The 15135-nt window shown below is 36.4% G+C and carries 15 protein-coding genes; 10 read left to right on the top strand and 5 right to left on the bottom strand.

From position 1 onward, the window contains the following. Positions 1–266: 266 nt before the first annotated feature. Entirely contained in the window at positions 267–1280 is a 1014-nt protein-coding gene (locus tag VB796_RS18450; protein ID WP_323348059.1) for a dipeptide epimerase, read from the bottom strand. A gap of 191 nt (positions 1281–1471) precedes the next feature. Between VB796_RS18450 and VB796_RS18445 the strand changes: the two genes are divergently transcribed. The 8 genes from VB796_RS18445 to VB796_RS18410 all read left to right on the top strand — a co-directional run bounded on the left by VB796_RS18445 (position 1472) and on the right by VB796_RS18410 (position 7449). After that, on the top strand, positions 1472–2827 hold the full coding sequence (locus VB796_RS18445) for a hypothetical protein (protein WP_323348058.1): 1356 nt from the start codon (positions 1472–1474) through the stop codon (positions 2825–2827). A 392-nt stretch (positions 2828–3219) separates the two neighbouring features. Next, on the top strand, positions 3220–3957 hold the full coding sequence (locus tag VB796_RS18440) for a trypsin-like serine protease (protein WP_323348057.1): 738 nt from the start codon (positions 3220–3222) through the stop codon (positions 3955–3957). Positions 3958–4117: 160 nt separating this feature from the next. Continuing rightward, positions 4118–4702, top strand: a complete 585-nt coding sequence (locus VB796_RS18435) for a Crp/Fnr family transcriptional regulator (RefSeq protein WP_323348056.1) — start codon at positions 4118–4120, stop codon at positions 4700–4702. Next, a complete protein-coding gene (locus VB796_RS18430; RefSeq protein WP_323348055.1) occupies positions 4699–5415 on the top strand; it encodes a hypothetical protein in 717 nt (238 codons plus the stop codon). Before VB796_RS18435 ends, VB796_RS18430 begins: the two co-directional genes overlap by 4 nt. Positions 5416–5498: 83 nt before the next feature. Continuing rightward, the gene (locus VB796_RS18425) at positions 5499–5846 is read left to right on the top strand and encodes a YciI family protein (RefSeq protein ID WP_323348054.1); all 348 of its coding nucleotides are present in this window, start codon (positions 5499–5501) and stop codon (positions 5844–5846) included. A gap of 41 nt (positions 5847–5887) precedes the next feature. After that, a complete protein-coding gene (locus VB796_RS18420; protein WP_323348053.1) occupies positions 5888–6421 on the top strand; it encodes an SRPBCC family protein in 534 nt (177 codons plus the stop codon). A 4-nt stretch (positions 6422–6425) separates the two neighbouring features. Beyond that, positions 6426–6977 carry a DUF5655 domain-containing protein gene (locus tag VB796_RS18415; protein ID WP_323348052.1) on the top strand — a complete coding sequence of 184 codons (552 nt, stop codon included), beginning with the start codon at positions 6426–6428 and terminating at the stop codon, positions 6975–6977. Positions 6978–7185: 208 nt separating this feature from the next. Beyond that, on the top strand, positions 7186–7449 hold the full coding sequence (locus tag VB796_RS18410) for a hypothetical protein (RefSeq protein WP_323348051.1): 264 nt from the start codon (positions 7186–7188) through the stop codon (positions 7447–7449). A 126-nt stretch (positions 7450–7575) separates the two neighbouring features. Here VB796_RS18410 and VB796_RS18405 read toward each other — a convergent pair whose 3' ends face one another. From VB796_RS18405 to moaC, 3 genes are all read right to left on the bottom strand, one after another. Further along, complete coding sequence (locus VB796_RS18405; protein ID WP_323348050.1) at positions 7576–10029, bottom strand: glycoside hydrolase family 95 protein; 2454 nt, start codon at positions 10027–10029, stop codon at positions 7576–7578. Between the two features lie 78 nt (positions 10030–10107). After that, entirely contained in the window at positions 10108–10677 is a 570-nt protein-coding gene (locus VB796_RS18400) for an NTP transferase domain-containing protein (protein WP_323348049.1), read from the bottom strand. A 63-nt stretch (positions 10678–10740) separates the two neighbouring features. Next, complete coding sequence (moaC, locus tag VB796_RS18395) at positions 10741–11214, bottom strand: cyclic pyranopterin monophosphate synthase MoaC (RefSeq protein ID WP_323348048.1); 474 nt, start codon at positions 11212–11214, stop codon at positions 10741–10743. 120 nt (positions 11215–11334) lie between these two features. On the opposite strand from moaC, the gene VB796_RS18390 reads away from it, so the two are divergent. Next, complete coding sequence (locus VB796_RS18390; RefSeq protein ID WP_323348047.1) at positions 11335–12504, top strand: molybdopterin molybdotransferase MoeA; 1170 nt, start codon at positions 11335–11337, stop codon at positions 12502–12504. A 15-nt stretch (positions 12505–12519) separates the two neighbouring features. Then, the gene (locus VB796_RS18385) at positions 12520–13770 is read left to right on the top strand and encodes a replication-associated recombination protein A (protein ID WP_323348046.1); all 1251 of its coding nucleotides are present in this window, start codon (positions 12520–12522) and stop codon (positions 13768–13770) included. A 52-nt stretch (positions 13771–13822) separates the two neighbouring features. Here the strand turns inward: VB796_RS18385 and VB796_RS18380 are convergent, their stop codons facing one another. Then, entirely contained in the window at positions 13823–15106 is a 1284-nt protein-coding gene (locus VB796_RS18380) for an S-adenosylmethionine:tRNA ribosyltransferase-isomerase (protein WP_323348045.1), read from the bottom strand. Positions 15107–15135: the final 29 nt, after the last annotated feature.

The raw sequence follows: 15135 nt of genomic DNA, 5'->3' as shown, positions 1-15135 counted from the left end.
CGATAGCCATCAATATTCACAGAAAAATTAACGGTAGCTCGATTACCAATAGCCAAATTTTATTTCGTGCAAATGTCAAAGAACTTTTCAATATCATTAGAACTTAACAGCCCTGCTCCAACGGAGAGGGGTCGGGGGTGAGGTTTTGCGTCAAATAGTATATAATTCCGATGAAATTTAAAGATGATACGATTTTTCAAAACAATTCCACAATCGACTAATCCTAAAAATCATAGTTCAGATTACGATACGACACTAATTCACCATTACCTCAAACCAGCTCCTGTTCCGTTCTCCTCCGCATAAATCACTTTTCCATAATCAATGGTGATACCTGTTGACACTTGGTCATCTACCAAAAGGATTCCGTCCATATCCACAAAGTCCAAAAGCGGTAATAATTGAGCAATAGCCGAGCAACCCACATTCGATTCTGTCATACAACCAACCATTACCTTCAAACCCAATTTATGAGCGTTTGCAATCATCCGACGAGCAGGCGTAAGTCCTCCGCATTTCATCAGTTTGATATTGATAATATGGAAAAAACCGTAACAACGAGCCACGTCTTCCTCCACGATACAACTTTCATCCGCCATAATAGGCAAAACCGACTCCGCAAAAACACGTTTCATACCTTCCCAATTGTCGGCTTTCATGGGTTGTTCTATGAATTCTACGCCCAATTCTTTCAAGGCAATAGCATTTTGTAAGGTTTCTTCCACGCCCCAAGCCGTGTTGGCATCTACCCTAAAAACGGCATCGGTATGTTTACGTAGTTCTTGTACAATTTTAATATCGTCTTTTGTGCCTAATTTAATTTTATACAATGGAAATGGCACTTCCTGCATTTTTTCAACCATTTTCTCAACAGTATCAATGCCAATGGTATAATCAGTAATAGGATTTTTAGTAGCATCTAAACCCCACAATTTATACAAAGGTTGTCCTTGTTTTTTTGCCCAAAGGTCGTTGGCGGCAATGTCCAAAGCACATAAAGCAAAAGGATGGTCGTCTTTGAGGTGCGGGTGCATATCCGCCCAAAATTGTTCTGGACTTTGGAGGTCATAATTTTCAATAAGCGGACGAATTGCCTCTAATTGAGCCATCATTTTTGCCATTGTTACGCCATAGTAAGGCGTTTCGGTAGCCTCTCCAAAACCCCGAAAATCACCATCCCGAAGCTCCACGATAAGCGTAGGTTGCACATCACGAGACTCGTGCGTAATAGTAAAAGTATGACGAAGTTTTAAGCTGAATTGATGAAGGATTAACTGCATGGAATGGTTTTATTTGTTTGGGCTAAGTTAGGGAAGATTTTGATAGGTTGTGCTTTTACCGTTTGATAAATTGTGCTTTTAATAATAGGAGGAATGTGTATATTTGTTGCATAGGTTTTATAAAGATATAATGAGTACGACAAGAATTACACCATCAAGGATAAGAAGATTTTCAAACAGTATGACACATTATGGATAGAGAATGTGTCATACCTTTAATAGTTTGCTCGCCATTTATTACAACTAAACAAACCAAGATTCAAGATATTATGACATTACAAACTAACAAGACAAAGGATGTTTTTGGAATACAAAGAGATTTACCTTTAAACTATATTGAGAGATCTGCTGACAAAATATTACTTGATTCATTGGATCGTTCTCATCATGTAGTAATTTACGGCAGTTCTAAACAAGGTAAAACATCTTTACGAAAGAAGAACTTGACACAAACTCAATATGTACTTGTTCATTGTAGCAACAAATGGGATATTGAACAGATACATAACAACATATTAAAGCAAGCAGGATATGAACTAACTGTTTCAAAGTCATTGACTACCTCTGGTAAGGCTAAAGTCAAAGCAACGTTCGGTTGGAATCTGTTTGCAAAAACTGAAGCCGAGATGGAAGGAGAAGTTGGTAGGGAAAATGAAAAAACGACAAAGTCTTTAGATATTGACCTTGAGGATGTTAATGATATAATTAAAGCGTTAGAAGAGATTAAATTTGATAAAATTTTGGTGTTAGAAGATTTTCATTATTTAAAACCTGAAACCCAAAGAGATTTTTCAATTGCTCTTAAAGCATTTCACGAAAATTCAAAGTTTACCTTTTTAATTATTGGAGTTTGGTTAGAAGAAAATAGATTAATTGTACTCAATGGAGATTTAGCTGGACGAGTAAAATCAGTAAATGCTGACAAATGGGAACATCATGAGTTAAAAAAATTGGTAGAAGATGGAGAACATTTATTGAACGTGTCATTTGACGAAACTATTAAGGAAGTACTTATTAGAGAAAGTTTACAAAACGTCTATGTTGTTCAAGAAGTTTGTTATCTTATTTGTAATGACAATAATATTCATCAAACATTTGAAGGAATGCAATTTGTTTTAGATTGTTCCAAATTGGATAAATTTGTAGATCAAGTAGTAAGCCAGCATTCTGGAAGATATAATAAATTTATTTCAAGTTTAATTGAAGGTTTTCAACCAACTGAGTTGGAAATGTATAAATGGATATTGTTTGCTATCCTAAATGCTGAAGAATCTGACTTAGACAAAGGATTGAGAAGAAGTGAGATAAATGATGTAATAAGACCCAATCATCCAAGGGGAAGTGATTTAAACCCAGGAAATCTAACACAGGCATTAACATCTATTGCTTCATTACAGGTGAGAAGTGGAATCACACCAATTATCGTTGACTATGACTCCACAACAAAGAAAATTAACATAGTGGACAAAGGGTTTATTATTTGGTTACATAATCAAGATAAAAATGAAATTCTGCTTGAGGCATCATTACCATTAATAAACCAATAACACCCCACTGGTTCAAGCGTCCTCGCTTGAACCAATAACGACTATTTCCGCTCTTCGAGATGTTCCGAAGGACAATCTCGAAGTTTAGATAAATAGGATTTCCAATCCTATAAAATTGATAGCGGATTGAAATCCGATTTATCAAGCATTCGACTTTGAAATGTCGAATAGCTTAAATTCCCCTACTGGTTCAAGCGTCCTCGCTTGAACCACGACTATTTTACGGCTTCAACCCAGCTCAAAACGACTTGTAATCGGTATGCCAATGGTCTGTCCCCATATCAGGTGGGACATCTGCCACGGGGGCAACTAAAGGAAATTTAGCAAAACTAAGGTTTCGGAAAAGAATGATTGCAAATCAGAGGAAGCAGAACAATCTAACATAAAATAACATGAAAGCCATTTTCTTATTTCTATTCATATTTATGGTGAGTTATTCTTTTGGTCAACATGGCGTTTCTCAGAAGAATTTCGAGCCTATTAGTCTTGTGAATAAAATTGAGTTTTATGAGGCTAAATTTAATCAACCCAAGTTTAGCTGTGCTTTTTTGCTGACTTATCAAAATGATACTTTTGCCATCACCGCAAAACATCTGTTGAAAATTATAAAAACAGATAAAATGAATGCGGTTTCATTGGCGAATGAAGTGAAAAACTGGTCATTCTATCCACTTAATCATACCAATGAAACAATTGTGGCGGATAAACTACTCAATGAAAATAAAGCTGAATTATTAGAAAGTAAATCTACCTTTGAGAAAGATTGGCTCGTTTTTTCTATCAAAGAAAATCATACGAATATCAAACCATTGCAGTTAAGAACATCACCTTTGACAATGGGTGAAAAATTGTACGTAGTTGGGTGGACACGTAAAATGGAAGAGGGAGAACAACGAGTTTATGAGTTTGAATATCATAAAACAATTGAAAATCGGATATTATTAAAAGAGGTTATTGTACCCGAAAAATTTGGTGGATTGAGTGGTGCTCCATTAGTTGATGAAAAAGGCTTGGTAGTTGGGATTGTATCAAACGCAACAATTGACCCTGAATCAAACGAAAAATACTTCTCGCCTTGTACTTTAACTGGCGTAATTTCCGTGATTGAACAATTTCAAAAACATGATTAAATACGCTGTTTAATAAGTTATTTAAACTTCCCGAAAGTTCTAAAACTTTCGGGAAGTTCTCCAATCAAACATTTTAGGATGAAAATTATTCAGAAAACTTATTAAACAGTGTATTAAACAGGGTAATTAATATACCAAAATAAAACCGAAGTCTAATGAAATGATGACTGATAAACATTATTTACAAACAATATTTAACGAACAAAATTTCAATAAAGAAGACTTAGCCATGATACTAAGTCAGTACCAACGCATTGAATTTGCCAAGAATGACTATTTTATTCAAGAAGGCTCTACTGCAAATTTCTATTATTTTATGGAAAGTGGTTTTGCAAGGTCTTATGTAATAGATTTAGAAGGTAATGATATAAGCACTAAATTTTTCAGTTCAACAGACATCGTGATAGACTGGTATTCTTATTTCTTAAAGACAAAATGCCGAGAGAACATTCAGGCAATTACTCCATGTGTTGCTTGGAAAATTACTTTTGAAAACTTTATGAAATTATTTAACATCGAAGCCTTTAGAGAGGTTGGGCGTACTCGATTAGTAAATAATTATTTTGAGTTGAAAAATCATTCTGTATCCATCATTGCTGACCCCGCAAAGGAGCGATATTTGAATCTTCTTAAATCTAAACCTGATATTGTTCAAAATGTACCTTTAAAACAAATTGCAACATATTTAGGCATTACCGATACATCTTTAAGCAGAATTAGAAAAGAAATAACAGACAAAAAATGAATACATTAGTGCATTACCTCTTACCACAATGGATTTCAATAGCTTTTCTTATCGCTATTCCTGCACCATTTATTTTAATCGTTTTATTTATTCGGAAAGAAGCAAAAAAAATACAGAACAAAAGGGCTTACTTAATCGTGATAGCCTTTTTTGTTTTATACTTAACTTATATTGCTTTGGCTGATTATAAGGGTTGGTTTCATCAAGTGACTCTTCCTCCCAAAATTCTTTTATTTACCACTTTTCCCTTTGCGTTCTTACTTTTTGTAATAGTCTTAAAAACAAAGTTTTACAAGACTATTTTAGAAAATGTAGCATTGGAAAGTTTAGTAAAACTTCATATTTTTCGTTTAATAGGCGTTTTTTTTATATTGCTTGCTACGCATAACGCATTGCCAAAGCCATTTGCTTTTATTGCAGGTATTGGTGATATGCTCACAGCAGTGAGTAGTATTTTTGTGGCGAATGCCATTCAAAACAAAAAAAGCTATGCCCAAAAACTCACCTACTATTGGAATATTTTTGGTACGGTAGATATTTTATTTACTGCCATCGCTGCCAATGTACTAACCAAAATATCTATCGACACGGGTGCAATGGGCGTAGATACCTTAGCGTTTTTCCCATTTTGCATCATTCCTGCCTTTGCTCCGCCCATTATTTTATTCTTACACTGGGCAATCTTCCAAAAAACACAATCATTTTCTGTATAAATGGTTTTCTTGTCCTATGGCAAGAATGAGCTAATTGTACTACTCTACATTTGTATCATTATTAACATTTAAAACAAAATGAAATGATACAGAAAAATGATTTTATGCTTTTGTTCAGATACGAACCAAACAACAACTACCAACCAACAGAAGTTGAAATGAACGAAATGCACCAACAATGGGGTGCTTTTATTGGCAATATTGTTATACAGGAAAAACTGATTAGCACACATCAACTCAGCTTTGAGGGCAAACAAATTTTTGCTAACAAATCAGTAACTGAAGGAATTCATATTGCTGATAAGCAAACGCTTGGGGGCAATATGATTGTAAAAGCCAATACGATTGATGAAGCCGTAGAAATGGCAAAAAACTGTCCTATTTTATTAATGGGAGGAACCGTTGAAGTGAGGGCTATTCAACCAATGTAGCAATTATACAAAACTAAACACAAATTAACATGAATAAGAAAATGATACTCATAACAATAGCCCTTGCAATCGTTACATTTATTGGATTTGGTTTGTACAAAGCCAGTGATTTGCAGTCTATTCAAATTGTAAAAACAGTTACCATTAAAGGGTCAAAACAAGAAGTTTTTGACATGGTAAAATACTTAAATAATTTCCCGAAATGGTCGCCATTTTTGGCTGAAGACCCAACCCAAAAACATGAAGTGAAGGGTACAGACGGAACAGTGGGGGCTCAATATCATTGGGATGGAAACGCAGGTAAAGACTTAGGTTTTCAGGAAATTGTAAAAATTGATGAACAAAATTTTATAGGAATGCAATGTGATATTCAAAAACCATTCGTAGCCAAACCTACTTTTGATTATTACTTTGCTGAAACCGCCAACGGCATCGAAGTAAAACAAGATTTTAAAGTACAATCTGCTTTGCCTGATGCTTTCTTTATGTGGCTATTTAGTGCAAAAGCAGGAATGGAAAAAATGAACGAACAAGGATTAAACTTACTTAAAAAATCAGTAGAAAATAACAAATAAAACGATGGATAAGACAGTCATAACAATGCTCGAAAACCTAAAAGAAAAAACAGGTTATTCTTTAGATGAATGGAAAGTATTAATTTCAAAACAAAGTCTTTCAAAACACGGTGAAATTGTGAAATTCTTGAAAGAAACGCACAACGTTACGCACGGATACGCCTCTGAAATTGCCCTAAAAGTTTTGGGGACTGATGCAGATTCTACAACGGATACGGATGAATTAATTGTTAGCCAATATAAAGGCAAAGAGCATCTAAAACCATTTTATGATAAATTAGTAGGCGAAATACATCAGTTTGATGGGGAATTTGAAATTGCACCTAAAAAAACCTACGTGAGTTTGAAAAGGAAAAAGCAATTTATAATTTTAAATCCTGCCTCAAAAACAAGATTTGAAATTGGGTTTAACCTAAAAGGAGTTGAAGCAAAAGGTAAATTAGAAGCAGAAAAACCTAATGGAATTTGTTCACACAAAATTAACCTTTCTGACATCAATGAAATTGATAATGAAGTAATTGATTGGATTAAAATGGCTTATGCAAATGCAGGTTAATGAATCAAAACAATTTCTAAACTCTTTCATTTTTTAGTTTTACTTTAAAGCTAAAAAATGAAAGAGTTTTATTTTTCGGAATGAACTGTGTTTAAAAAAATAGAACCAAAATAATATTTGGTCTGGAATTTGGTTTTTAATACAGTTCATTCCGAACTTGATTGGTAATGAGTTATAAACCTTAAATCCCAATTCCTACTTACTAATTATGAAAACAAAAAAACTCTCAGAATTAACATTGGAAGAACTTCAAGCAAAGAAAAAAACATTAAAAGGAGCCATTATTGGTCTTGGTATTGTCATGGTCGTTGCGGTTGCGACTCTTGTTTATTTGGCTATAAAAACTGGCAACTTTGTATTAATTGCGGGAGCGATGGGTTGTGGCATTACTTTATTGCCAAGTATAATAATGGTAAATCAAATGAACAACGAAATTAAATCTCGAACAAAAATTAATAATGAACCTGTTTAATCAGTAAGAGATTCGGTTTTCTATTCAGCGTTAAATTAAAAAAGACGACTTCCACTTAGAGCGAAGCCGTCTTTTTAAATTTAATAGGCAATATCAAATCTGTTAAAATTTTGTGTGCTAATAAAATTAACCTCCAATCAAAGTATATTTTCCTCCTTTCACCGTCATAAAATCAATCAATGATTTGTCTTTTTGCGTTGATAATTTTGTTTTTCCTACCAATTTTAGAGTATTCGATACTTTCAATTTACAGATTCCACCCAATGAAGAATGGATAGTTAATGCCGTGATTTTTTTGTTTTTCCAAGTCATATCTACTTCAAAACCACCCTGTGCTTTCAAGCCTTTTATCTCGCCCGAAGCCCAATCGTCTGGTAAGGCAGGCAAAATATTCAATAAGCCATCGTGACTTTGCAATAACATTTCTGCCATACCCGATGTTCCGCCAAAGTTTCCGTCAATTTGGAAAGGAGGGTGGGCACAAAATAAATTCGGATACGTGCCGCCGCCTTTGGTGTACTCTGTGCCTTCCATGCCTGTCAATTTCAAGAGTTCACGTACCAATTTATAAGCGTGGTTTCCGTCGTGAAGTCTTGCCCAAAAGTTGATTTTCCATGATTTGCTCCACCCCGTTCCGTCGTCACCTCTAATTTCGAGGGTTTTCTTAGCTGCATTGGCAAACTCAGGCGTACGAAGCGGTGAAATTTGTCGTCCTGGATGCAAGCCATACAAATGCGAAGTGTGACGGTGTTGCGGTTCTACATCCTCCCAATCTTTGTACCATTCTTGCAAATTGCCTTTTTTGCCAATTTGCAAAGGAAATAGTTTGGCTCGTTTTTCAAGTAATTCTTTTCTAAAATCGGCATCAATTGCCAATACTTCAGAAGCCTCAATGGTGTTCGTAAAAACGTCCCAAATGATGGACATATCCATCGTTGTAGCCATTGAAACCGATGCTTTTACACCTTTGTCGGTAATAAACACATTTTCAGGAGACGTTGACGGAGCCGTTACTAAATGTCCTTTTCCGTCTTGAATTAACCAATCTTCGCAGAAAATCGAAGCCTCTTTCATCAACGGGTATGCTTGTTCTTTCAAATATTTTTTATCACCTGTAAAAGCGTAGTGCGTCCATAAATGTTGGCTCAACCACGCTCCACCCATCGTCCAGTTTGCCCACACAGGCGAGCCTTTACCTAAATCTCCCACGGGATTAGAAAGTCCCCAAACGTCCGAATTATGGTGAGCAACCCAACCACGAGCATTGTAGAAATTCTTAGCAGTTGCTTTACCAGTCTCAGCAATTGCCTTGATATGATTTAAAAGTGGCGTGTGCAAATCCGAAAGATTACACATTTCTGCCAGCCAATAATTCATTTCGGTATTGATATTGATGGTATAATTTGAACTCCACGGCGGACGAATTGAGTTGTTCCAAATGCCTTGTAAATTGGCAGGAAGTCCGTCTGGACGAGAACACGAAATCAATAAATATCGTCCAAATTGAAAATATAAACTCTCCAAAGATGGGTCTTTTGCTCCTTCTGTATATTTTAAAAGTCGTTGGTCGGTGGGTAAATTAACACTTGGATTTCCGTTTAAAGAAAAACTCATTCGCTTAAAAAAACCTTGATAGTCAGCAATATGGGCATTTTTTAGCTCATCGAAGGATTTATTTTTACTCAATTTTAAATAACTATCAGCCAATGCTTTTTCATCTTTTCCTTCCGAATCAGGGCATTTATCGAACCCGTTAAAACTACTGGCAGCGGTGAGGATAAAAACGGCTTCAGAAGCATCCCAAACGTGAAAGCCAGAAGTGTCAGTTGTCGATTTTCCATCGGTAGATTGAAGCACCAAACGCCAGTCAAAACGTGTGCCTTTACAATGATTTTCATCTTCGTAAACAACCGCTTCTTTTCTATCTCTTACATAATTTGGAGCAGCGGATGCGGGTGTTTTGCCACGCATGACGATTTGATTTTGACCCATTAATGATTTTAAAATGGGATGCAGACTTTTGGTTGAAAGCAGAAAATCCAATGCTCCTTTTTGAGAAGATTTCAATTTGAAAATCATTGCTTGAGTAGGAGCAGACACGAAAAATTCACGGGTAAATTCTGTATTCCCAACCTTAAAACGAGTCGTTGAAATGGCATTTTCAATGTTCAAGTCTCGGTAATAATCGGTTGCTTCACCATTATATTTTTGCTTCAACACTAAATCTCCCAAAGGTTGATAAGCCTCTGAATATAGCCCTTGCAATTGTTTGGTTAATTGCTCGGCTTTCTCAAAATCTTCTGCAAAAATAGCCTCTCTGACTTCCTGCAAGTGTTTTGAAGCCTCTGGATTGGGGTTTCTATTCACTGGTCCGCCCGACCAAAGCGTTTGTTCATTGAGTTGAATAAGTTCGCTTTCGGGCTTGCCAAAAATCATTGCCCCGATGCGTCCGTTACCAATTGGCAAGGCTTCATTCCAATTTCGGGCGGGTTGTTTGTACCATAAAGTTAGGTTCTTTTGAGCGAAGAGAGGAATTTGAAAAAGTAATAAAAATAGGATTATGTAATGTGTTTTTTTCATGGTTGGGAAAAGAGTTTTAAGGAGAGTATTCAACATTAAGTTGTTAAAACAGAATAAGATTTTTTTTTGTAAATTCTACTAAAAGGGATTCATCTTTATCCTTTCTTCTACGGTATTTATATTTTTAATCCATTGAAAATCAAAGTTTTTTATCAACTCAATGTCAAGGCTTTGCAGAATTTTCATGGGTGATTTTTTGCCTTGATTTACGGCTTCTTGCAGATTTGGATAGATTTTAGGTTCGTAAATCGTTAGTAGTGGTTCTGGAAAATGCTCTTCAGGATTTTCAAAAGCCGTTGCATATTTCTCTGGCTTGCGGTGTTGCAAAATAAACTCAATCGTTTTTTTATCCACAAAAGGCATATCACAAGCCACCACCAACCAAGCCATATTTGGGTTTTTCTGAAAGGCAGAAAGTATGCCCACCATCGGACTTTTGATGGGTAAATCAAGGTCTTGGATATGCGGTAAATTAGTGGTTTGGTTTTGATTGATTGATACGTAAACGTCTGAACAATAAGAGTTTAATAAGTCAAAAAGATATTGTTCTTGGGTTTTGCCGTGATAATGAATTAGCCGTTTTTCTTCACCCATGCGAGAGCTGAGTCCGCCTGAGAGAATGAGAGCTGAAAAGGATATTTTATTCATAAATATAGGTAGGGGTGAATAGCATTCACCCATTTACAAGTATTAGGCGAATGCAATTCGCCCCTACACCACTTTATAATCACTTTTTCCACCCGTTTTCAATAATAATTTTGTCTCTTTAATCACAATGTCGTGCGAAAACGCTTTACACATATCGTACACAGTTAGGGCTGCGACACTTGCCCCTGTGAGAGCTTCCATTTCAACGCCCGTTTTTGCCGTCAATGAGCAAGTACATTGTATAATGACTTCATTTCCAGAGACTTCTACTTTGAATTTGCAAGAATCTAATCCCAAAGGATGACAAAGCGGAATTAAATCAGAAGTCTTTTTTGCACCCATTGTTCCCGCAATAATAGCAGTTTGTAGTACAGAGCCTTTCTTAGTTTGGAGGTCACCATCTTTGAAATTGGCGATAATTTCGTCCGTCAAAACCACGATACTTTGAGCCGTAGCGGTACGTTTGGTAATGGCTTTTTCAGAGACATCCACCATAGATGGGTTGTTGTTGTTATCTAAATGAGTAAAAGATTTCATCGTTTGTTTTAAACTTAAATTTCTATTTTTGTGTAAAGATAAAAAGATAGGTTTCAGGTTTTAGTTTTTAGGGAATAGTTTTACTCTAACACCTAAAACCAAACCACTAAAACCTCACAAATGATTTCCGTAAAAGAAGCCCTTAAAATAGTAGAAGAAAATGCTTTTATTCCTAATGTTTCAGAAGTTTCACTTTTGGAAAGTGTGGGTAAAGTTTTAGCCGAAGATATTATAGCCGACCGAGATTTTCCGCCTTTTGATAGAGTGGCGATGGATGGAATTGTGATAAATCAGAAATCGGAAGTTTTCAAAATTGAAGCTACTCAATACGCAGGTGAAGCCCAAAAATCCCTTGAAAATCCCGAAAATTGTATGGAAGTGATGACTGGGGCGGTTTTGCCTTTGGGTTGCCATACCGTTATTCGTTATGAAGATGTTGATATTCAGGAAGTTGATGGTGTAAAAATGGCTAAAATTACGATTCCATTATCGGAGATTTCACAAGGGCAAAATGTGCATCGTCAAGGTTCTGACCGAAAAATGGGTGACATTCTCTTACAAAAAGGTTTAAAGATTTCTCCGTCTGAAATTGCCGTGATGGCATCAGTTGGAAAAGCGAGCGTAAAAGTAGAAATACCTCCAAAAGTTGCCGTGATTTCTACGGGCGATGAATTGGTAGAAATTACGGCAAATCCGTTACCTTATCAAATCAGAATGTCCAATTCATATATGTTGTCGGCGGCGTTAGAAAGGGTAGGAGTAAAGGCAAATTTATTTCATTTGACAGATGATAAAGAATTGTTATTCAGTAAGTTAAAGGAGGTTTTGTCTAATCACGACGTTATTTTATTAAGCGGAGGGGTATCGGCAGGAAAGAAAGATTTTGTTCCCGAAATTCTGACAGATTTAGGCGTAAAAAAGTTATTTCACAAAGTTGCTCAAAAGCCAGGAAAACCGTTTTGGTTTGGCAAAACTGACGAAGGGAAAACCGTTTTTGCCTTACCGGGGAATCCCGTTTCTACGTTTTTATGTTTCTGTAAATACTTTTTAGAGCGTAAAAATGAAGTTGTAGTTTTGGATAAAGACGTATCGTTCAAGCCAAATTTAACGTATTTTGTTCCCGTAAAAACGTATTTTCAAGATGGAAGATTAATGGCTACTCCTTTTGAAGGTAGCGGCTCGGCCGACTTTGCTAACTTAACCGATTGTGATGGTTTTGTGGAATTACCTGCTGATAGTCAGGTGTTTAAGAAAGGAGAGTTTTTTGAGTTTGTTCGTTTTCGGTTTTAATTTTAATTTATTCTTATGCAACCATTAGCCGAAAGAATGCGTCCAGATACGCTTGATGAATACGTCGGGCAACAACATTTGGTAGGGGCAAAAGCCGTACTTCGTCGGGTGGTGGAAGCAGGTCGTGTGCCTTCTTTTATTCTTTGGGGACCTCCAGGAGTTGGCAAAACTACTTTGGCGAGTATCATCGCTAAGGCACTCAAACGCCCTTTTTATTCGCTTTCTGCCATTAATTCGGGTGTAAAAGATATTCGGGAAACGATTGATTTGGCCAAAAAACAACAGTTTTTTGATAGTCCTTCGCCCATTTTATTCATTGATGAAATTCACCGTTTTTCAAAATCTCAACAAGATTCACTATTAGGAGCAGTTGAAAAAGGAACGGTTACACTCATTGGGGCAACTACCGAAAACCCTTCATTCGAGGTTATTTCGGCACTTTTATCTCGTTGTCAGGTGTATGTTCTCAAACCTTTGAGCAAAGAAGAACTAATTTTCTTGGTCAATCAAGCCTTAGAAAAAGACGTTTTTTTGAAGCATAAAAAAGTCGTCATCAAAGAATACGAAGCCATGTTGCAGTTTTCGGGCGGTGATGGTCGGAAGTTGTATAATATTTTGGAATTAGTCACGACTTTCAACGAAGGGGAGGAGGTTTTGGAAATTACCAATGAAATGGTTGTTGAAAAATTGCAACAACATATTGCACTCTACGACAAAGACGGCGAACAACATTACGATATTATTTCGGCTTTCATTAAATCCATTCGTGGCTCTGACCCTGACGCTGCCATTTATTGGCTCGCCCGCATGATTGAAGGAGGCGAAGACATTGAATTTATCGGCAGACGAATGATGATTTTGGCTTCGGAAGACATTGGGCTTGCCAATCCGAATGCCCTTTTGATGGCAAATACCTGTTTCCAATCCATTCGGGCGGTTGGTTTACCCGAAGCACGCATCATCCTTTCGCAAACGGTGATTTATTTGGCAACTTCCGCCAAAAGTAATTCGGCATATTTAGCCATTGATAATGCTTTGGCATTGGTGCGTCAGACAGGGAATTTACCAGTTCCACTGCATTTACGCAATGCTCCAACCAAATTAATGAAAGAATTGGACTACGGAAAAGGGTACAAATACGCTCATAATTACGAAGGGAATTACGTAGAACAACAGTTTTTACCCGATGAAATTAAGGACAAAATCTTTTACGAACCACAAGAAAATACTGCCGAAAGAAAGATAAAGGAAGGGATGAAAAAGTAGGACAGGAATCCTTCCTGTCACAGTAAATGATTTGACAGGAAGGATTCCTGTCCTACGGAAGTAAAAGCGAAGAATCACCATAACTCAAAAAGCGATAATCTTTTGTCATGGCTTCTTCATAAACACGTCGCCAATCTTCGCCAATAAGTGCCGCAATCAATAAAATCAAGGTGCTTTCTGGTTGGTGATAATTGGTAATGATGCCTTTACAAAGTTTAAATTGATAACTTGGAAAGATAAAAATTTCTGTTTCTCCTGTTATTTCTGTTTCGTTATTATCTACCATTTTTTGCAAAATAGCCTTCAACGATTCTTCAGCAGTTGGTACATTTTCGTGTTGATACGGATATAATTTTTCAATAAAAAACGAACTGTTTTTATCTGAAATTAATTTCACTCCATACCAATAAACACTCTCTAAAGTCCGCATAGAAGTTGTACCTACGGGAATAATATTACCTAAATTGTTTAAAAGATTTTCTATATTTTGCTTACTAATAACCACTTGTTCATTGTGCATTTTATGCTCAATGATGTTCTCTACTTTAATTGGCTGAAAAGTTCCTGCTCCAACGTGTAGTGTCAAAAACTCTTGCTTTATTCCTTGATTTTCAAGACCTTTCAAAACTTCTTCAGTGAAATGAAGTCCCGCAGTTGGGGCGGCTACTGCACCTTTTTTCTCGCTATAAACAGTTTGATATGTCTCATAATCAGCCGTTTCTGCTTCACGGTTTAAGTATGGAGGAAGCGGAATTTGCCCGAGTGATTGAATTAAATCAACGAATTTAACCTCACCCCCCGCCCCTCTCCGTTGGAGAGGGGAGCTTTCTATTCGGAATAAATCCCCCCTCTCCAACGGAGAGGGGCGGGGGGTGAGGTTAGTTGCCCAAGACAATTGGACATGATTTTTTTCTTCGTCAAAAATCTCCGCATTTACTTCTACTTGTTGACCGTCAATGGTTAAGATTTGAGTCAAAATATCGCTCTTTTTCCAACGTTTTCTATTGCCAATCATACATTCCCATACACAGGAAGCGGTTACTTCCATCGCCAAATTAATAACAGGTGTTGGTAGTACGGGATGCAATAAAAAAATCTGAATAACTGCTCCTGTTGATTTTTGGAAGTGAATTCGAGCGGGAATTACTTTGGTATTATTAAAAACTAAAAGGCTATTTTGGGGTAAATAGTCGGTAATGTTTTTGAAAGTAGTATGCGTTATTTTTCCATGCTGATAAACCTGTAATTTCGATTCGTCACGTTTGGGCAAAGGAAATTTTGCGATGCGTTCATCGGGTAAATCGTAGGTATAATCGGAAAGTTTGATATTCTGCACAGGATAATTTTGTGTATCACGATTCTCCA

The organism is Arcicella sp. LKC2W, assembly GCF_034931005.1.
Classification (GTDB): Bacteria; Bacteroidota; Bacteroidia; order Cytophagales; family Spirosomataceae; genus Arcicella.
The sequence above is the reverse complement of the archived record's forward strand: the minus strand, read 5'-3'. Positions and strand labels throughout refer to the sequence as shown.